This is a genomic window from Krasilnikoviella flava (assembly GCF_900167525.1).
Classification (GTDB): Bacteria; Actinomycetota; Actinomycetes; order Actinomycetales; family Cellulomonadaceae; genus Isoptericola; species Isoptericola flavus.
The window spans coordinates 228,342-246,467 of the sequence record NZ_FUZQ01000001.1; the positions used below are offsets into that span (position 1 = coordinate 228,342).

14 protein-coding genes are annotated in these 18,126 nt (G+C 73.2%); 7 read left to right on the plus strand and 7 right to left on the minus strand.

Translation table 11 applies throughout. The features are described from left to right. Positions 1-35 precede the first annotated feature (35 nt). Positions 36-860: an RDD family protein gene (locus tag B5Y66_RS00945; protein ID WP_322788682.1), complete on the plus strand. Its 825-nt coding sequence runs from the start codon at positions 36-38 to the stop codon at positions 858-860. Between the two features lie 24 nt (positions 861-884). On the opposite strand, the gene B5Y66_RS00950 is transcribed toward B5Y66_RS00945, so the two are convergent. The 6 genes from B5Y66_RS00950 to B5Y66_RS22410 form a co-directional block, all read right to left on the minus strand. Then, on the minus strand, positions 885-2,138 hold the full coding sequence (locus B5Y66_RS00950; RefSeq protein ID WP_245806841.1) for an acyltransferase family protein: 1,254 nt from the start codon (positions 2,136-2,138) through the stop codon (positions 885-887). Between the two features lie 140 nt (positions 2,139-2,278). Next, on the minus strand, positions 2,279-2,986 hold the full coding sequence (locus B5Y66_RS00955; protein ID WP_079569785.1) for a response regulator transcription factor: 708 nt from the start codon (positions 2,984-2,986) through the stop codon (positions 2,279-2,281). Continuing rightward, positions 2,983-4,470: a sensor histidine kinase gene (locus B5Y66_RS00960; RefSeq protein WP_245806842.1), complete on the minus strand. Its 1,488-nt coding sequence runs from the start codon at positions 4,468-4,470 to the stop codon at positions 2,983-2,985. The genes B5Y66_RS00955 and B5Y66_RS00960 overlap by 4 nt, the downstream gene beginning before the upstream one ends. Before the next feature lie 203 nt (positions 4,471-4,673). Continuing rightward, positions 4,674-6,212, minus strand: a complete 1,539-nt coding sequence (gene ahcY, locus B5Y66_RS00965; protein ID WP_079569789.1) for an adenosylhomocysteinase — start codon at positions 6,210-6,212, stop codon at positions 4,674-4,676. 175 nt (positions 6,213-6,387) lie between these two features. Beyond that, on the minus strand, positions 6,388-7,011 hold the full coding sequence (locus tag B5Y66_RS00970; RefSeq protein WP_079569792.1) for a sunset domain-containing protein: 624 nt from the start codon (positions 7,009-7,011) through the stop codon (positions 6,388-6,390). A 241-nt stretch (positions 7,012-7,252) separates the two neighbouring features. Then, complete coding sequence (locus tag B5Y66_RS22410) at positions 7,253-9,526, minus strand: hypothetical protein (RefSeq protein WP_079569795.1); 2,274 nt, start codon at positions 9,524-9,526, stop codon at positions 7,253-7,255. A gap of 657 nt (positions 9,527-10,183) precedes the next feature. On the opposite strand from B5Y66_RS22410, the gene B5Y66_RS00980 reads away from it, so the two are divergent. From B5Y66_RS00980 to B5Y66_RS01005, 6 genes are all read left to right on the plus strand, one after another. Then, on the plus strand, positions 10,184-11,512 hold the full coding sequence (locus B5Y66_RS00980) for a quaternary amine ABC transporter ATP-binding protein (RefSeq protein WP_079569798.1): 1,329 nt from the start codon (positions 10,184-10,186) through the stop codon (positions 11,510-11,512). After that, entirely contained in the window at positions 11,509-12,387 is an 879-nt protein-coding gene (locus tag B5Y66_RS00985; RefSeq protein WP_079569801.1) for an ABC transporter permease, read from the plus strand. Before B5Y66_RS00980 ends, B5Y66_RS00985 begins: the two co-directional genes overlap by 4 nt. A gap of 65 nt (positions 12,388-12,452) precedes the next feature. After that, positions 12,453-13,376: a glycine betaine ABC transporter substrate-binding protein gene (locus B5Y66_RS00990; protein ID WP_079569804.1), complete on the plus strand. Its 924-nt coding sequence runs from the start codon at positions 12,453-12,455 to the stop codon at positions 13,374-13,376. A 62-nt stretch (positions 13,377-13,438) separates the two neighbouring features. Beyond that, a complete protein-coding gene (locus B5Y66_RS00995) occupies positions 13,439-14,362 on the plus strand; it encodes a glycine betaine ABC transporter substrate-binding protein (protein WP_079569807.1) in 924 nt (307 codons plus the stop codon). 170 nt (positions 14,363-14,532) lie between these two features. Continuing rightward, positions 14,533-15,225 (plus strand): YoaK family protein, encoded by a 693-nt coding sequence (locus B5Y66_RS01000; RefSeq protein ID WP_322788683.1) that lies wholly within the window; start codon positions 14,533-14,535, stop codon positions 15,223-15,225. Further along, a complete protein-coding gene (locus B5Y66_RS01005) occupies positions 15,222-17,129 on the plus strand; it encodes a gamma-glutamyltransferase family protein (protein ID WP_079569810.1) in 1,908 nt (635 codons plus the stop codon). Before B5Y66_RS01000 ends, B5Y66_RS01005 begins: the two co-directional genes overlap by 4 nt. Before the next feature lie 13 nt (positions 17,130-17,142). Here B5Y66_RS01005 and B5Y66_RS01010 read toward each other — a convergent pair whose 3' ends face one another. Continuing rightward, positions 17,143-18,117 carry a polysaccharide pyruvyl transferase family protein gene (locus B5Y66_RS01010; RefSeq protein WP_079569813.1) on the minus strand — a complete coding sequence of 325 codons (975 nt, stop codon included), beginning with the start codon at positions 18,115-18,117 and terminating at the stop codon, positions 17,143-17,145. Positions 18,118-18,126 lie beyond the last annotated feature (9 nt).

Consider the following 18,126-nt stretch of genomic DNA (forward strand, 5'->3'; position numbering starts at 1 on the left):
ACCCTTCCACACGGGAGACGTCGCACGAGCGGGAGATGCACATGCAGGACGGGATCGTCATCGGCGAGGGCGTGGTGCTCGACGCGCGCCCGGCGTCGTTCGTCAGCCGCACGCTCGCGGCGCTGCTCGACCTCGGGGCGCTCGCGTTCGTCGGGATCGCGCTGCTCATCGTGGTCGCGGTGCAGAACGTGTCGATCGACGAGCAGTGGGCGGCCGTGCTGTCCGTCGTCGTGGCCGTGGTGGTGATGGTCGTGCTGCCGGTGACGGTCGAGACGCTGTCGCGCGGGCGGTCGCTGGGGAAGCTCGCGGTCGGCACACGCGTCGTGCGGGACGACGGCGGCCCGGTGCGCTTCCGGCACTCGCTCGTCCGCGCGCTGGTGGGGGTGGGCGAGCTGTGGCTGACGTTCGGCAGCGTCGCGCTCGTCGCCTCGTTGTCCAACTCCCGCGGCAAACGGCTGGGCGACCTGCTGGCCGGTACCTACGTCATCCGCGTGCGGGGCGGCCGCGCGCAGACGGCGCCGCTGGGGATGCCGCCGGAGCTCGCCGCGTGGGCGCGCACGGCCGACATCCGGCGCCTGCCCGACGGGCTGGCGCTCGCCGCCCGCCAGTTCCTCGGCCGTGCGTCGCGCCTCGCGCCGGTGTCGCGGTCCGGTCTGGCCGACGAGCTCGCCGGCCGCGTCGAGCCGTTCGTCGCCCCCGGGCCACCACCGGGCACCCCGCCCGAGGCCTTCCTGCACGCCGTCCTGCACGCGCGCCGCGACCGCGAGCTGGAGCGCGGTCGGGTCGAGCAGGAGCGGGCCGAAGCCCGCGCGGACACCCTGCACCGCCTGCCGTACTCCATCCCCGACCCACCCCGCTGACCTCGCCCCGCTCACAGCACCACGTCAGGGTCGGCGGCGGTCCTCGAAGCGGCCGAAGACGCGCACCAGGCCGAGCAGCACCAGCAGGAAGGCCGCGAACCAGATCGGTCGCGACGCCCACCAGTCCGCGCCCCACGCGGCGGGCAGCTGCTGCCCGAGACCGAGCAGGGCGACGCCGACGACGGCGAACATCGCGGTGAGGTGCCACAGGTAGACCGTCATCGACCGGCGGGCCAGGGCCCCGACCGCCTGCCGCCCGACGCCGGTCGCGGCGCGGCGCACCAGGGCGGCACGGAACAGCAGGACCAGGCAGACCTGCGCGACGGCGTGCGCGACGACGGGGGCCGTCGGCGGGCCGAGGTTCGAGATCTCGTCGCCCGGCATCCCGATGAGGCTGAGCGGGTAGGGGCCGGCCGCGACCAGCACGACCGTCGTGGCGACGGCCGTCACGGCCCCCGCGGCGAGCAGCAGCCGGGCGCCACGGCCGGCCAGCGGGCCGGCGGACGGGTCTGCGGACCGGGCGAGGGCCGGCCGCCGCGGGGCGCCCCGCTCGGCCGCGTAGGCGATCCCGGCGAGGAACGGCGCGGCCCACGCCAGGAGCACGTTGGCCCAGGCCAGCGTGCCCGTGAGCTCGCCGGGGAGCCCGAACCGCAGCGCGTCGAGGGCCAGGGGCAGGGCGACGGCGACGGCGAGGGCGCCCCACCGCCAGCGTCGCCAGGCCGCGCGGAGCAGCGGGGTCAGCGCCATGAGCACCACCCACACCGCGAGGAACCACAGCAGCTGCGGCGCCATCCGCGCCGTGCGCCACACGGCGTCGTCGGGCGCCCCGAGGGCGAGGAGCGCCCCGACCGCGAGCGCCCAGGCCCCGGCGAACGCCCCGACGGGCCGCGCCGTGGCCCGCAACCGCGCGACGATCGTGCCGCCCCAGCCGCGGCCGCCCGCGGCCCTGGCGTCGTGCTGGTAGCCGGCCGAGGCGCCCGCGGCGAAGAAGAGCAGGGCCAGCGGCTGCAGCCAGGTCGCCAGCCAGCCGGCACCGTGCCCGAGGGCGTTGCCCACCAGCAGGGTGCTCCCGTCCCATGTGGCCTCCGCCATCGACCAGTGCAGCAGCACCACCCCGAGCGTGCCGAGCGCCCGCACGACGTCGACGAACGGGTCGCGCGCCCGGCGGGGCCGGTCGACGGGTGCCGCGGACGGCCGCGCGGACGGGGCGGCGGGGCGCCGCCGGACTCCCGGTGACGCGGACGGGACTGGCGGGGCGGGGGCGTCGAGGACGGCCACGATGGCTCCTGAGGCTGGGCGACGAGGACGCTTCCAGCCTCGTGACCTGCGACGTCGTCCGACATGGGCCTGGCCCCCGCGGCCGCCGGCCCGCCCCCCGGGTCGGTGCGGGGGATCTCCCCCGCACCCGGCCGGTCAGGTCAGGCGTCGACGCCGAGGTACCGCAGGACGGCGAGCACGCGCCGGTGGTCGGCGGAGTCCTGCGGCAGGTCGAGCTTGGTGAAGATGGACGCCACGTTCTTCTCCACCGCCCCGTACGACAGGTAGAGCTGCTCGGCGATGGCGCCGTTGGACCGCCCCTGGGCCATGAGCTCGAGCACCTCGCTCTCCCGCGGCGTCAGGCTGGCCACGCCGTCCTCCTGCGAGCGGTGCGCACCCATGAGCTGGCGCACCACCTCCGGGTCGAGGACGGTCTCCCCCGCGGCCACGCGGCCCAGCGCGGCGACGAAGTCTCCGACGTCGGCCACCCGGTCCTTGAGCAGGTAGCCGACGCCGCGCGGGTCGCCCTCGAGCAGGCGGGACGCGTACCGCGTCTCGACCCACTGCGAGAACACCAGCACGGGCAGCCCGGGGTGCGCGGCACGCAGGGCCTCGGCCGCGCGCAGCCCTTCGTCGGTGTGCGACGGGGGCATGCGGATGTCGGCGACGAGCACGTCGGGCAGGGCGTCCGCGGCGGCGAGGGTCGTGACCTCGCGGACGAGGGCGTCGCCGTCGGGCACCGCCGCGACGACGTCGTACCCCCGTCGGGACAGGAGTGCGACCAGGCCGTCGCGCAGGATGGCGGAGTCTTCGGCGACGACGACGCGCAAGCCGTGCGCGGGCGCAGGAGTCGGGGTGTCGGTCGTCATCGGCGGGCGGCAGGGGCCGGCAGCGGGATGGTCACGGTGATCACCGTAGGCCCTCCCACCGGGCTGACCACTCCGAGCGTGCCGTCGACGCCCGACAGGCGGTCCGTGAGCCCGGCCAGCCCGCTCCCCCGGCCCGACGGGTCCGGGGCGCGCACCGCCGCGCCGCCCACGCCGTCGTCGTGCACGCGCAGCACCAGGGCGCGCACCGCCGCGCCGGTGGCCGCGTCGGCGACGGGCTCGACGCCCGCGACGACGTCCACGCCGCTCGCGCGGGCGTGCTTGGTCGCGTTGGCGACGAGCTCCGCGACGGCGAAGTAGGAGATCGCGGTGACGCTGGGCGGCAGGTCGGCACCCTCGAGCCCGACGGCGTGCACCCGCACCGGCAGCGCGGCGCGGGCGGCCAGCGTCTCGAGGGCGACGGCGAGGCCCGCGTCCAGCGCGGGCGGGCGGATGCCGCGGGCGAGCTCGCGCAGCTCCGCCAACGTGTCCTTGGTGCTGGAGTGGGCCGTCTCCAGGACGGCCGCGAGCTCGGCCGTGTCCACGCCGGCGCCGGCGCCGCCGGCGCCGTCACGGAGCAGCTCGCGCGCCTCGCCGATCTGCATGGCCACGGCCACGAGGTGCGCCTGGGTGCCGTCGTGCAGGTCGCGCTCGATGCGCCGCAGGCGCTCGTCGGCATCCTCCACCGTCACCGCCCGGGCCCGCTCGGCGTACGCGACACGCAGGCTGGCCCGTGTGGGGCTGAGCAGCCCCACGGCCAGCAGGCGGAAGAGCCCGACGAACAGCGCCTGGAACTGCGGCCACAGGTAGAAGAGGATCACGCCGGCCGCCACGAGCAGGAGCTGTCGGGCCGGGGTGTCGACGAACCAGTCCGTGCCGAACGACGCCCCCCGGTGCCACGTGCCGTCGTGCGCCTGCTGCAGCGGCAGCCAGCCCGACCAGAACCAGTGCGTCATCCCGCCGAGGGCCACTGCCAGGAACACCGTGCTCACGACGAACCCCGCGATGGCCAGCGGGAACGTGACGAACATGTACAGCAGCGCCCGCCACGCCGTCGCGTCGCCGAGCATCCCGCCGAGGCGGCGCCAGAAGCCCTTGCGGGGCGTGCGCGGGGCGGGCTCGGCGATCTCCACGCCCAGGTACCGCACCGCCATCCGCCGGTACATCGAGCCCCAGCCGCGCGCCCCGAGCAGCACGCCGCCGGCGACGAACAGGCCCACCACCGTCACCGCGACACCCGCCATGAAGGACACCGTGATCAGCGAGTAGGCAAGAGCGAACGGCGCCAGCAGGAGCGCGAGCCACAGGAAGCCGTACGCCCGCCAGGTGCGGCGGTCGAACGGAGCGAGCAGGAACGGCGGCGCCCCGTCGTGAGCCGCGCGGGGGGACGCGGCCGGACGCGCCGCCGTCTGCGGGGTCGCCTGTGCGGACGACGGCGAGGGTGCGGACGACGGGACGGAGCCGTCGGTGGACGTCATGCTGGACATGCTTCCAGGCTGCCGCCCGCGGCGCCGGGCCGACATCCGGCGGGCCACCCCGCGCACGGGGGCTGTCCCCCGTCTCGTCGCCGGTCGAGCGTGGCGAAACCCCACCGCTGGTCGAGCCTGTCGAAACCCGGTGACGTGGTCTCGACACGCTCGACCGACGGGCAGGGTCTGGACAAGCTCGACCAGCGGTGGTGGCGTCAGTATCAGTAGCGGTAGTGCTCCGCCTTGTACGGGCCCTCGACCGGCACGCCGAGGTACTCGGCCTGGTCCTTGCTCAGCTCGGTGAGCCGCACGCCGAGGGCGTCGAGGTGCAGGCGCGCGACCTTCTCGTCGAGCACCTTGGGCAGGCGGTACACCTGGCGCTCGTACTGGCGCTCCTCGGCGGGGCGGGCCATGTCGGCGAACAGCTCCATCTGCCCGATCACCTGGTTGGCGAACGAGTTGGACATGACGAACGACGGGTGGCCGGTCGCGTTGCCGAGGTTGAGCAGGCGACCCTCGGACAGCACGATGATCGACCGCTCGGCACGGCCGTCGGCGGCCGGCAGGGTCCACTCGTGGACCTGCGGCTTGATCTCGGTCCTCACGACGCCCGGGACGGCGGCCAGCCCGGCCATGTCGATCTCGTTGTCGAAGTGCCCGATGTTGCCGACGACGGCCTTGTCCTTGAGCGCGAGCATGTGCTCGACCCGCACGACGTCCTTGTTGCCCGTGGTGGTGATGACGAAGTCCGCCTCGCCGATGACGTCGTCGAGGCGCGCCACCTGGAAGCCGTCCATCGCCGCCTGCAGCGCGCAGATCGGGTCCACCTCGGACACGATGACGCGGGCGCCCTGGCCGCGGAACGCCTCGGCGGCGCCCTTGCCGACGTCGCCGTACCCGCACACGAACGCGACCTTGCCGCCGATGAGGACGTCCGTGGCACGGTTGATGCCGTCCGGCAGCGAGTGGCGGATGCCGTACTTGTTGTCGAACTTCGACTTCGTCACCGAGTCGTTGACGTTGATCGCCGGGAAGATCAGCTCCCCCGCCTCGGCGAGGTGGTAGAGCCGGTGCACGCCCGTGGTCGTCTCCTCGGTGACGCCGCCGATGCTCTGCGCGACCGTCGTCCAGCGCAGCGGGTCGGAGTCCAGCGCCCGGCGCAGCACGCCGCGCACCACGTTCATCTCGTGCGTGTGGTCCGGCTCGCCCGGCAGCGTGTCGGGCGGCACCACGCCGGCGCGCTCGTACTGCAGGCCGAGGTGCACGAGCATCGTGGCGTCGCCGCCGTCGTCGAGGATGAGGTTCGGCCCGCCCTGGCCGTTCTCCGCGCCCGGCCACACGAGGATCCGCTCGGTGCAGTCCCAGTACTCCTCGAGGCTCTCGCCCTTCCACGCGAAGACGGGCACGCCCTGCGGGTCCTCGGGGGTGCCGTGCGGGCCGACGACGATCGCCGCCGCCGCCTCGTCCTGCGTGCTGAAGATGTTGCAGCTCGCCCAGCGCACCTCGGCGCCGAGCGCGACGAGCGTCTCGATGAGGACGGCGGTCTGCACCGTCATGTGCAGGGATCCGGCGATGCGGGCTCCCGCCAGCGGCTGCGCCTGGCCGTACTCGGCACGCAGCGCCATGAGGCCGGGCATCTCGTGCTCGGCGAGGCGGATCTGGTGCCGCCCGGCCTCCGCCAGCGCGAGCGAGCGCACCTTGTAGCGGCCGGGAGCCTCGTCGAAGCCTGTCGTACCGGGTGCCTCAGCGGTCGTGGACATGGTCGCCCTCCTGGGGTCTGCGGGATGAGCCGTGTGCGCTGGGGGCTCCCGTCTGCGCGCGGCCCGCCGTCGTCGGCGTGGGCCAGCACCCAGGGTAGACCGCGGCGCACCCGGGACGCAGCGAGGCCGGCACCATGGGGGTGCCGGCCTCGTCTCGTCGTGCTCCGGGCTGGCGTCAGCCGTTCTTCGACGCGCGGTAGCCCGCGTTGCGCGCGGCGGCGGCCGTGGTGAAGCACTCCTCCGGGGTGGTCACCTCGTAGTACCGCCCACCCGGCACGTGGTAGATCCCGGACTGGTTGCCCTTGACCGGGGCCCAGCTGGGGCAGTCGTCCTTGCTGACCGGCGTCGTGCGCGAGGGCTTCTTGCCCTGCTTGACGACGAGCTTCTGGGTGAGCTTCTTCGTCTTCGTGCTCGACCAGACCTTCTTCTTGGCCGACGTCAGCTTGTACGTCTTGTAGGTGACCTTCGTGGTCACCGTGTACGTGCCGGCCTTGAGCGCGACGGACGTCTTGTTCTTCGCGAGGTGCTTGCCGCGCTGGGCGACCGTGAGCGTCTTGGACTTCACGGAGACCTTGCCCTTGGCGGTGACGCTCGGCTTGACCGTCGCCTTCTTCGTGTAGGGCGCGGTCTTCGTGCCGATCTTCTTGATCGTCACCGACGTCGCTGTCGCGGCCGACGCCGGCGGCGCGGCCAAGGTCGCGGGGACGACGGCGAGCGGCGCCGCCAGGAGCGTCACGGCGGTGACGAGGGCGACGAGGCGGCCGGGGCGGCCGGGGCGTCGGGGCAGGCTGAACGTCACGGTTTCTCCGGGGGTAGGGCGGCCTCGATCCCCGAGGCCGGCGTCCGCATGACCTCCTGCGGACGCGCCCCTCGCGGGGCCGCGCGCCGGCGTCCCTCCCAGTATGTGCGGGGCAACCGTTCGACCTGCCCCGTCTGACCGGTTCCTCACCCGGGTGAAACTGTGACGTCGGCCGCCGCGCGCCGCGGTCCGTCGCCGTCCCCGGTCGGGAGGACGACGGACCACGACGGCCGGCACCGGGCTACCGCAGACCGCGCACCCACTGGGTGGACGAGCCGTACACGGACGCCCCGGAGCGGTCGACGACCTTCCAGACGCCGCCCTTCGCGGCGGACGCGCTGATGCCGTTCACCGTGACGATGATCTGCTCGCACCCCTCGCCGTCGCTGGCGTACGGGGAGGCGGCGACGTCGCGGTAGGTCCGCCCGTCCGAGCCCACGTAGACGACGTCGATGTCGGACCAGACGTCGGTGGCGTACCCGCCGAGGGTGCACCCGACGAACCACGCGTCGATGGAGCGGTCGGAGTAGGCCTCCGTGTCCCACAGCGTCTGCAGCCAGAAGTTGCCGACGTACCACTTGCCGGCCGCGTAGGGGTCGGCACGGCTCGAGTCGACGTACAGCGTCACGGCCTTGGAGTAGGCGGTGCCCGCGACGTTCGACACGCGCAGCCGGACATCCATGAGCGTGTGCTGCGACCGCGCCGTGAATCCGGTCGACGACGACGTGCGGCCCGACATGTTCTCCCACTTGCCGGACTCCGCGGTGCGCTTCTGCCACTGGTAGTGCAGCCAGCCGCCGGTGGCGGACGCCGAGAAGCGGACCCCGGTCCCGGTACGGACGTACAGGCCCTTCGGCTGGCTCGTCACCGTCGGCTTGCTCACGCCGACGGGCCAGCGCACGGTCGCCGTCCTCGCGCTCGTCCGGGCCGAGGCGTAGTACCCCGCCCGCACGCCCTTCACGGTCACGCTGATGCGCTTGCCGTGCTGGGCGGACGTCAGCGTGAACGACGAGCGGGTCGCCCCCTTGATGGCGGTGCCGTTCGCGCGCCACTGGTACCGCCACGACGACGGCTTCGGCGTCCAGGTGCCGCGACTGCTCACCTTGAGGGTGGAGCTGACCCGCACCGTGCCGGAGATCGTCGGGGCAGACGTGCGCGAGTAGACCTTCAGCACCGTGGCGGAGGCGCTCGTCACGGACTTCGTGGCGTAGCCCGAGCGGCTCCCGGTCACGGTGACGGTGAGCTTCTTGCCGGCGTGCTTCGCCGGGATCGAGTACGACGACGCCGTGGCGCCGCGGACCGCCGTGCCGTTGACGCGCCACTGGTAGCGGTAGGTGCTCGCGGACGGCGTCCACGTGCCCCGCGAGACCGAGACCTTGGCGCCCGCGCGCACGGTGCCGCTGATCTTCGGTCGCGGCGCCGACAGGACGCCCGCCGCGACCGTCGACGCGGCGCTCGTGCGGGCGGCCGTGGCGTACCCGGTCTTGGTCCCGGTCACCCGGACGCGCAGGGTCGCGCCCCGGACCGACGACGTCGGCGTGTAGGTGGACTTCGTCGCCCCGGAGATCGCCCGGCCGGACGCGTACCACTGGTACCTCAGCGTGGTGCCGGACGTCCACGTGCCCGGCTTCGCGGTGACCCTCGACCCGACGCGCACGGTGCCCGACAGCGCCGGGGTGGGGGCGGTGAGCACCCCGGCCCCGACCTTCGCGGTGGCGCTGGTGCGGGTCGTGGTCTCGTACCCGGTCCGCGTGCCGGTCACGGCGACGACCAGGGTCTTGTCCTTGTCCACCGCCTTCGGCGTGTACGTGGTCGCCTCGCCGACCGGTACGCCGTCCACGGTCCAGCGGAACGCGAGCGCGGTCCCCTCGGGCCACTCGCCCGGCGCCGGCGTCACCTTGCCGCCCACGCGGACCGTGCCCGGGAGCACGGGGTCGCTACCGGTGAGCGTCCCGGCGGAGACGACGCCGCCTGCCGTCACGACGACCGCGGCCGAGGTGGCGCCGTCGACGGACCCCTCCGACGCGGTGCCCGTCACCTCGACGCTGAGCCTCGTGCCGACCGTCGCGGGCGCGAGCGTCAGCGTGGCCGCGGTCTCGCCGGGCAGCTCCACGCCGTCGGCGAACCAGCGGTAGCCGAACGTCAGCCCCTCCGGCGTCCACAGCGCGGGCCGCGGGTCGACGGAGACCAGCTCGCCCACGCGCGGCGAACCCGTCAAGGTCAGCTGCTCCGGCGCGGGCGCGACCACGTCGACGGGCACCACCGGCTCGGTCGGCTCGGTCGGCTCGGTCGGCTCGGTCTGCTCGGTCGGCTCGGTCGGCTCGGTCGGGTCGGTCGGGTCGGACACCGGGTCGACGGTCGCGTCGACGACGGACGACGCCGGGGGCGGCGCGGGGTCGGTGGCCGCGGTGGCGACGGGCGCGACGAGCAGTGGCGCCATCACCAGCGAGAGTGCGGCGACGAGCGCCGTCGTCCGCGCACGACGGCGCTCGCGACGGGACAGGACAGGTTCCACGGATCCTCCGGGACTCGTGCCGACCGGGACGCCGGCCGGCATGGGGGCACGGCCGTGCGGCCACAGCGGCTCCGGTGCCGGTCGCCGCGACACGCGCGGGCGCGATCGGGGCGGTGCTGCGCCGAGTATCGGGCCCGGGTGACGGCCCGAACCCCCCGGATGCCGGGGCCGGGCACATTTCACCCGGCCCAGGACCGAACTTCACCCGCAGTCGCACCCGTCGCGGGCGCTCCGGACTCCGCCGGGACCGAGCCTCCCCCGGGGCACCGACCGAGGGCGGGAGACCGCCAGGTTGCCGATCCCTTGACGATGGCTTCATCAACGCTCGACCCCGGGTGGCGGCCGAGAGTGGCCGGGGCCACACTGAACGGGCCGCGAACGTGAGCGGCGCCACGCCGCACATCACATTCGGATAACGATCACTTCACGCTTCTGACCAGCAGAAAGCCGGTAAAGCCCCAGGACAACAAGGAATAAACGTGCAGATCCGGCACGGGGTGCCGGTTCGCCACGGCACCCGTCGACGTAGGAGGGTGCTTGATGCCCTTGTGCCCACCGAAGCTGCGGAAGCACGTGAACCCGTGACCGGTGCTCGACGCATCGCCCGGCGATCCGTGGGTACATCCGAACGTGATGGAAGGTGGCGAGCCTGCCCGTATGACGGGAGACAGCAGTACCACCACAACGCCCGCCGAGACGACCGCGGTGACGCCCGCGGTGTCGGTGAGAGGCGTGTACAAGGTCTTCGGCCCCAAGCCCGGCGAGGCGGTCCGCCGCCTGGAGGCCGGCGCTTCGCGCGACGAGGTGAAGAGCCTCGGGACCGCCGCAGTGATCGACGCGACCTTCGACGTGGCCCCCGGCGAGATCTTCGTCGTCATGGGCCTGTCCGGCTCCGGCAAGTCGACCCTCATCCGCATGCTCAACGGCCTGTGGACCCCGAGCGCGGGTGACGTCCTCCTCGGGGACGCCAACCTCGCCACGGTGGACGGCAAGCGTCTGCGCGAGCTGCGCCGTAGCCGGGTCAGCATGGTCTTCCAGCACTTCGCGCTGCTCCCGCACCGCACGGTGCTCGACAACGCCGCGTACCCGCTGGAGATCCAAGGGGTCGGCAAGGCCGAGCGCCAGGAGAAGGCGCAGCAGGCGCTCGACATGGTCGGCCTGTCCGGCTGGCAGGACTCCCTGCCGTCGCAGCTCTCCGGCGGCATGCGCCAGCGTGTGGGCCTCGCCCGCGCGCTCGCGGCCGACACCGACGTGCTGCTCATGGACGAGGCGTTCAGCGCCCTCGACCCGCTGATCCGCTCGGAGATGCAGGAGCAGCTCCTGGAGCTCCAGGAGAAGCTCGGCAAGACGATCATCTTCATCACCCACGACCTCAACGAGGCCATGCACCTCGGCGACCGCATCGCCGTCATGCGCGACGGCCGCATCGTGCAGATCGGCACCGCCGAGCAGATCCTGTCCGACCCGGCCAACTCCTACGTGGAGAAGTTCGTGGCCGACGTCGACCGTTCCCGCGTGCTCACCGCCTCGTCCGTCATGCAGCGCCCGCGCCTCACGGTGCCGGCCGGCGGCGGGCCCCGGCAGGCGGCCCGCGAGATGCGCGAGGCCGAGGTGTCCGGTGCCTTCGCCGTCGACCGTCGCCGAGTGCTCAAGGGCCTCGTCCGCGCCGACGACGCCGTGCGCGCCACCAAGGAGGGGGTCGAGAAGCTCGAGGGCCTCATCGACGCCGACGTGACCTCGGTGCACCAGGACACGCCGATCGCCGAGCTGTTCGCGCCGGCGGCGGAGTCCGCCGTGCCGCTCGCGGTGGTCGACGACGAGGGCCGTCTGGTCGGCGTCGTGCCGCGCGTGACGCTGCTCGAGGCGATGGCCGGAGAGGCCGTCGAGAACGGCAACGTCTCCACGCCCGAGAAGACGCTGCAGGAGGCGCAGCTGCGTCCGACCGACGACGAAGCCACCGGGACGACGGAAGGAGCCACGGCATGATCTCCGCCGCGACCGACACCCTCGTCCCCCGCGTCCCCGTCGGGGACTGGATCGAGACCGCGATCGACTGGGTCACCGACACGTTCGACCCGCTCTTCGACGCGATCAAGACGTTCTTCGAGTCCATCTACGACAGCCTGGACTGGGTGCTCAGCACCCCGCCGTTCTTCGTCGTCGCCATCGTGCTCGCCGCGATCGCGTTCTGGGCCAAGGGCTGGAAGCTCGCCGTCGGGTCCCTGGTCGGCTTCGTGCTCATCGCCGCGATGGACCAGTGGGACAACGCCATGGACTCCCTGGCGCTCGTGCTGCTGGCCTCCGTGGTCGCGCTCCTGATCGGTATCCCGCTCGGGATCTGGTCGGCACGCAACGAGCACGTCTCCCGCATCGTGCGACCGATCCTCGACTTCATGCAGACGATGCCCGCCTTCGTCTACCTGATCCCGACGGTCGTCATCTTCCTCACCGGCCCCGTGCCCGGCATCATCGCGACCATCGTGTTCGCGCTCGCCCCCGGCGTGCGGTTCACGGAGCTGGGCATCCGCCAGGTCGACTCCGAGGTGGTCGAGGCGGGACGTGCCTTCGGCTCCACGGACCGCCGCATCCTGCGGCAGATCCAGATCCCGCTGGCGATGCCCACGATCATGGCGGGCGTCAACCAGGTGATCATGCTCGCCCTGTCGATGGTGGTCATCTCCGGCATGGTCGGCGCCGGCGGCCTCGGTGGCGACGTCGTGGGCGCGCTGTCGAGCGTCGACATCGCGCTCGGGTTCGAGGCCGGCCTCGCGGTCGTGTTCCTCGCGATCTACCTCGACCGCGTCACGTCGGCCCTCGCGGACCGCTCCCCCGTCGCGAAGGCCCTCAAGGCCGCGCGCTGAGGACTGCACTCCCGTCGCGCGGCGGTCGGGCTCCGGCCGCCGCGCGACGCCAACGGAAGGAATACATGCTCTTCGGACGGAACCTTCGCCGTCTCGCCGCCACCGGCGGCGCACTCACCCTCGCCGTCTCCCTCGCCGCGTGCGCCTCGAGCGCCTCCGGCGACGCGGGCCCCGGCCCTGCCGGCGACCAGAAGGACCTCACCCTCGCCTACGGCTCCGGCTGGGCCGAGGCCGAGGCGGTCTCCTACCTGTGGAAGGACCTCCTCGAGAGCGAGGGTTACGACGTCACGGTGAAGTCCGGGGACATCGGGGTCGTCTACACCGCGCTCGCGGGCGGCGACTACGACCTCACCGTGGCCGCCTGGCTCCCGAACACCCATGCCGCATACCTGGAGCAGTACGGCGACGACGTCTCCGACCAGGGCGTGTGGTACGACCAGGCCCGGATCACCATCGCCGTGAACGAGGACTCGCCGGCGAAGACCATCGGCGACCTCAAGACGTATGCCGACGACTACGGCAACAAGCTGGTCGGCATCGAGGCGGGCGCCGGACAGACCAAGATCACCAAGGACGTCGTCGTGCCGACCTACGGCCTGGACGACCTGGACTACACGATCTCCTCCACCCCGGCCATGCTCGCCGAGCTCCAGGGCGCGATCGACCAGGGCAACGACATCGCCGTCACGCTGTGGCGCCCGCACTGGGCCTACGACGAGTTCCCCGTCCGTGACCTCGAGGACCCCGAGGGCACGCTCGGCGGCGCGGAGGAGATCCACAACTGGGGCACGAAGGACTTCTCGGAGCGCTACCCGCAGGCGTCGACCTGGTTCCAGGCGTTCGAGATGGACGACGAGCAGCTCTTCAGCCTGCAGAACCTCATGTTCAACGACCCCGAGCACACGGACGACCCCGAGGGGGCCGTCGACGCGTGGCTCGAGCAGAACCCCGACTTCTTCGACGACCTCAAGGCCGCCGCAACCGCCTGAGTCGTCCGGAGCGGACCGCACGACGGCCCGCACCGGTACAGCCAGATCCCAAGGAGGACAGCATGAACACGCGTCACACCCGACGAGTCGCCGCCGCCGGCGGCACCCTCGCACTCGCCTTCTCCCTCGCCGCCTGCGCGTCGAGCGACGACGGCGGGTCGGACACCGCCTCGGGCGACGAGAAGGAGATCACGATCGGCATCCCGTCCGGCTGGGACGAGGGCATCGCCGTGTCGAACCTCTGGGCCAAGGTGCTCGAGGAGAAGGGCTACGAGGTCGAGACCAAGACCGCCGACATCGGCGTGGTCTTCACCGGCCTGGCCGGCGGCGACATGGACGTGCTGTTCGACACGTGGCTGCCGATCACGCACGCCGACTACGTCGACAAGTTCGGCGACGACATCTCCGACCTCGGCACCTGGTACGACGACGCCAAGCTCACCATCGCGGTGAACGAGGACTCGCCCGCCAAGACGATCGGCGACCTCGCCACCTACGCCGACGACTACGACAACAAGCTGGTCGGCATCGAGGCGGGCGCCGGGCTCACCAAGGTGACCAAGGAGAACGCCATCCCGACCTACGGTCTGGAGGGCCTCGACTACACGATCTCGTCGACCCCGGCGATGCTCGCCGAGCTCAAGGGCGCCGTCGACAAGGGCAACAACATCGCCGTCACGCTGTGGCGCCCGCACTGGGCCTACGACGAGTTCCCCATCCGTGACCTCGAGGACCCCGAGGGCACGATGGGCGACGCCGAGGAGATCCACACCTACGGCACCGCCGACTTCGCGGACCGCTACCCGGAGCTCTCCGGCTGGCTAAAGGACTTCACCCTCGACGACAAGCAGCTGTTCTCGCTGGAGAACCTCATGTTCAACGACGAGGAGTACGCGGACGACCCCGAGGCCGCCGTCGACGCGTGGCTGAAGGACAACCCGGACTTCGTCGACCAGGTCACGGGCGGCGCCGCCGCCGGCAAGTGACGGTCCTGCCCAGGTAGTTCGATTCGAGCCGAGGTGGGACGTGACCCTCCGGTCACGTCCCACCTCGGCTCTTCTCGTCCATCCGCAAGGACGTGCGAACTACCTCGGCGACGTGCGAACTACCTCGGCGAGGATCGGACTACCTCGGCGCCGGTCGGTACGGTGACCTGGTGCCCCGCTCCTTCCTCGGCCCGCTCGGTCGCGACCGCGACCGGCTGCACCTGGTCCTGATGCTCGCGCTGACCTTCTCCACGGGCATCGCCGACGCCGTGGGGTACCTCGGTCTGGACCGGGTGTTCACCGGCAACATGACGGGCAACGTCGTGATCCTCGGGATGGCGCTGGCCGGCGCCGACGACCTGCCCGTCGTCGGCCCGCTGCTCGCGCTGGGCACGTTCATGGCCGGGGCGGTGCTCGCGGGCGTGGTGCTGCGCCCGGTGCAGGTGGGCTGGACGCCCCGCACCACCGGGCTGTTCGCGACCGTGGGGCTGCTGCTGGCCGCGATCACGGTGCTGCTCGTCGTCTCCGCCGACGCCCTTCCGCACGCCGTCCAGCTCACGGTGACGGGGCTGCTCGCCCTCGCGATGGGGACGCAGGCGGCGACGGCACGACACCTGTCGGTCAAGGACGTCACGACCGTCGTCGTCACGTCGACCATCACCGGCCTGGCCGCCGACTCCCGGCTCGCGGGCGGTCACGGCACGAACTCCGGGCGGCGCGTCGCCGCGATCGCCCTCATCTGCGCCGGCGCCGCCGCCGGCGCGCTGCTGCTGCAGGCCCACCTGGCGTGGGGCGTGGGCGTGAGCGCCGTGCTCACGCTCCTCGTCGCCGCCCTCGGACACACCACGGAGGAAGCCGCATGACGTTCGTCCCCCCGAGCCCCCACCCCACGCGCCCCGACCTGCGCGGCACGTTCGGGATGGTCGCGTCCACGCACTGGCTGGCGAGCGCGAGCGCCCAGTCCGTGCTGGAGCGCGGCGGCAACGCGTTCGACGCCGCCGTGGCGGGGGCGTTCGTGCTGCACGTCGTCGAGCCGCACCTCAACGGCCCTGGCGGGGACATGACGGCGGTCCTCGCGACGGCGGACGCGCCCACGCGGCCGCGCGTGCTCATGGGGCAGGGGCCTGCCCCGGCGGGGGCCACGATCGCGCACTACCGCGACGGCGAGGGACTGGACCTGGTGCCCGGCTCGGGCGCGCTCGCGGCCGCCGTGCCCGGCGCCGTCGACGCGTGGCTGCTGCTGCTGCGCGACCACGGCACCTGGACCGTCGCGGACGCCCTCGCCCCGGCGCTCGGCTACGCCCGCGACGGCCACCCCGTGCTGGCGGCCGTGTGCCGCACGATCGAGGGGGTCGGCGAGCTGTTCCGGGAGCACTGGCCCACCTCGGCGGAGCGGTGGCTGCCGGGCGGGCACACCCCGCGGCCCGGCGACCTGGTCACCAACCCGGAGCTGGCGGGCGTGCTCGAGCGGCTGACGGCCGCGGAGGCCACCTCCGCTGCGGAAGGCGCCGACCGGGCTGCCGCCGTCGACGCCGCCCGCACCGCGTGGCGTGCCGTCGTCGGCGAGGCGGTCGAGGAGTTCGTGCGCACCCCGCACCGGCACGCCGACGGCCGCGACCACGCGGGCGTCCTCACGGCGGCGGACGTCGCCGGGTTCGAGGCCTCGTTCGAGGACGCCGCGACGGTCGACTTCCGCGGGCACACCGTGGCCAAGACCCGCGCCTGGGGGCAGGGCCCCGCGCTGCTGCAGGCGCTGCGGATCCTCGACGGGTTCGACGACGCGCGGCTCGACCCCTCCACCGAGGCCGGCGCGCACACGGTGCTCGAGGCGCTCAAGCTCGCGCTCGCTGACCGCGACACCTGGTTCGGTGACGGGTCCAGCGACGGCGGCGAGCCCGTGCCCCTCGACGTCCTGCTCTCCGCGGAGTATGCGGCCGCCCGCCGCGCGCTGATCGGAGACCGCGCGTCCCACGACGTGCGCCCCGGTGACGTGCCCGGCCGCACGACGCCGCCCGCTCCCCCGCTGCGCACCTCGTACGCCACGGACGTGCCCGCCGCCGCCCTGCCGGGTGCGCCGACCGGCGGCGCGGCGGCCGGCATCGGCGAGCCGACCGTCGTCGTCGGGGCCCGAGCGCCCCTGAACGGCGACGGCCTGGAGACCGACGCGACGGGCGCGACCCGGGGGGACACGTGCCACCTGGACGTCGTGGACCGCTGGGGGAACATGATCAGCGCGACGCCGTCGGGCGGGTGGCTCCAGTCCTCCCCCACGGTGCCCGGGCTCGGGTTCGCGCTGGGCACCCGGCTGCAGATGACATGGCTGGACGAGGCGTCGCCGTCGGCGCTGGTGCCGGGCCGGCGCCCGCGCACCACGCTCACCCCGACGCTCGTGCTGCGCGACGGCGAGCCCGTGCTGGCGTGCGGGTCGCCGGGCGGCGACCAGCAGGACCAGTGGCAGCTCGCGTTCCTGCTGCGCGTGCTGGTCGGTGGCTACACGCCGCAGGAGGCGATCGACGCGCCCGCGCTGCACACCACGTCCGCGCCGGGTTCGTTCTGGCCCCGCACGTGGACGCCCGGCGGGGCCGTCGTCGAGGACCGGCTGGGCGCCGACGTCCTCGCCGGGCTGGCCGAGCGCGGCCACGTGCTCACCCTCGCCGGGGACTGGGCGCTCGGGCGGCTCAGTGCCGTCACCCGCGACCCGGCCACCGGCGTGCTCGGCGCGGCGGCGAACCCCCGCGGCGCGCAGGGGTACGCCGCCGGCCGGTGACGTCCGTCCCGGCTCAACCGGCGGTGGCGACGACCTCGACAGGCTCGGGGTCGGCCTGGCGGGGAGGGAGGGACGCCTTGCGCCGGAGGAACGGCGACGCGTCGAGGAGCGGCCGGTAGTCGTACTCGATCGGGTCGCCGCTGAACGAGAGCCCGTCGCGCAGCCGCTCCCTGGTGACGGGACCGCCGGAGAGGTCGAAGGACTGCGGGTTCCGGAACTTCTCGACCGAGGCGAAGTAGTCGTAGAACTTGTAGACGCCTCCCCGCGGCGAGGCGGAGGCCAGCCAGGCGTTGGGGATGCCGTAGGCGTCCGCGACGATGAGCCCGTGCAGGGAGGACGTGACGACCCGCTTGCACGAGAGCAGCTCCCGGACCACGGCCTCCACGTCGGTCCGGGCGAAGTCGATCAGCTTCACACCGGGGCCGAACGTCGCCCGTGCCCAGCGGCGCTCGCTCCAGCGCACCACGACGCCGTACTCGTGCGTGATCGGCACCTTCGGCAGGTAGTACAGCGGGAGCAGCAGGGCCGGGTCGCCGTAGACCTCGGGCACCTCGATGCCGAAGCCCTTGGACGCGCCGAGCTTCGCCCGGGTCAGGGGGCCGCGGACCGCGGTGTACTGCGCGTCCGGGGACACCTCGTCCCTGCCCTCGGTGCCGTAGGTGCCGCTGCCCCAGACGACGGTGCCGGCGGTGGCCTGGCTGATGATCGAGCCGATCACCATGTAGTGCGGCTTCGTCCGGTCGGCGACCACCACCTTCTTGCCCGTCATCTTCCGCACGAGCCAGGGCGAGAGGAGGTCCCCGAAGTTCGGGCGGTAGGTGAAGTAGTTGAGCGGGACCTTGCCCTCCACCTCGATGAGGTCCGCCACCTCGTAGTCGTCGAGCAGACGGCGCGAGCGCCGCGTGCCGAAGACGTCCGGGACACGGCGCCCGAGACCGGCCCTCGCCGCACGAGCGAGCCGGTCTCGGACAGGGGGATACGTCGACATGCTCTCTGC

What these genes read in the sequence shown, in the direction of transcription:
- B5Y66_RS00945 (WP_322788682.1), top strand. Translation starts at nt 36, where the DNA reads ATGCACATGCAGGACGGGATCGTCATCGGCGAGGGCGTGGTGCTCGAC.
- B5Y66_RS00955 (WP_079569785.1), bottom strand. Translation starts at nt 2,986, where the DNA reads ATGACGACCGACACCCCGACTCCTGCGCCCGCGCACGGCTTGCGCGTC.
- B5Y66_RS00960 (WP_245806842.1), bottom strand. Translation starts at nt 4,470, where the DNA reads ATGTCCAGCATGACGTCCACCGACGGCTCCGTCCCGTCGTCCGCACCC.
- ahcY (WP_079569789.1), bottom strand. Translation starts at nt 6,212, where the DNA reads ATGTCCACGACCGCTGAGGCACCCGGTACGACAGGCTTCGACGAGGCT.
- B5Y66_RS00980 (WP_079569798.1), top strand. Translation starts at nt 10,184, where the DNA reads ATGACGGGAGACAGCAGTACCACCACAACGCCCGCCGAGACGACCGCG.
- B5Y66_RS00985 (WP_079569801.1), top strand. Translation starts at nt 11,509, where the DNA reads ATGATCTCCGCCGCGACCGACACCCTCGTCCCCCGCGTCCCCGTCGGG.
- B5Y66_RS00990 (WP_079569804.1), top strand. Translation starts at nt 12,453, where the DNA reads ATGCTCTTCGGACGGAACCTTCGCCGTCTCGCCGCCACCGGCGGCGCA.
- B5Y66_RS00995 (WP_079569807.1), top strand. Translation starts at nt 13,439, where the DNA reads ATGAACACGCGTCACACCCGACGAGTCGCCGCCGCCGGCGGCACCCTC.
- B5Y66_RS01005 (WP_079569810.1), top strand. Translation starts at nt 15,222, where the DNA reads ATGACGTTCGTCCCCCCGAGCCCCCACCCCACGCGCCCCGACCTGCGC.
- B5Y66_RS01010 (WP_079569813.1), bottom strand. Translation starts at nt 18,117, where the DNA reads ATGTCGACGTATCCCCCTGTCCGAGACCGGCTCGCTCGTGCGGCGAGG.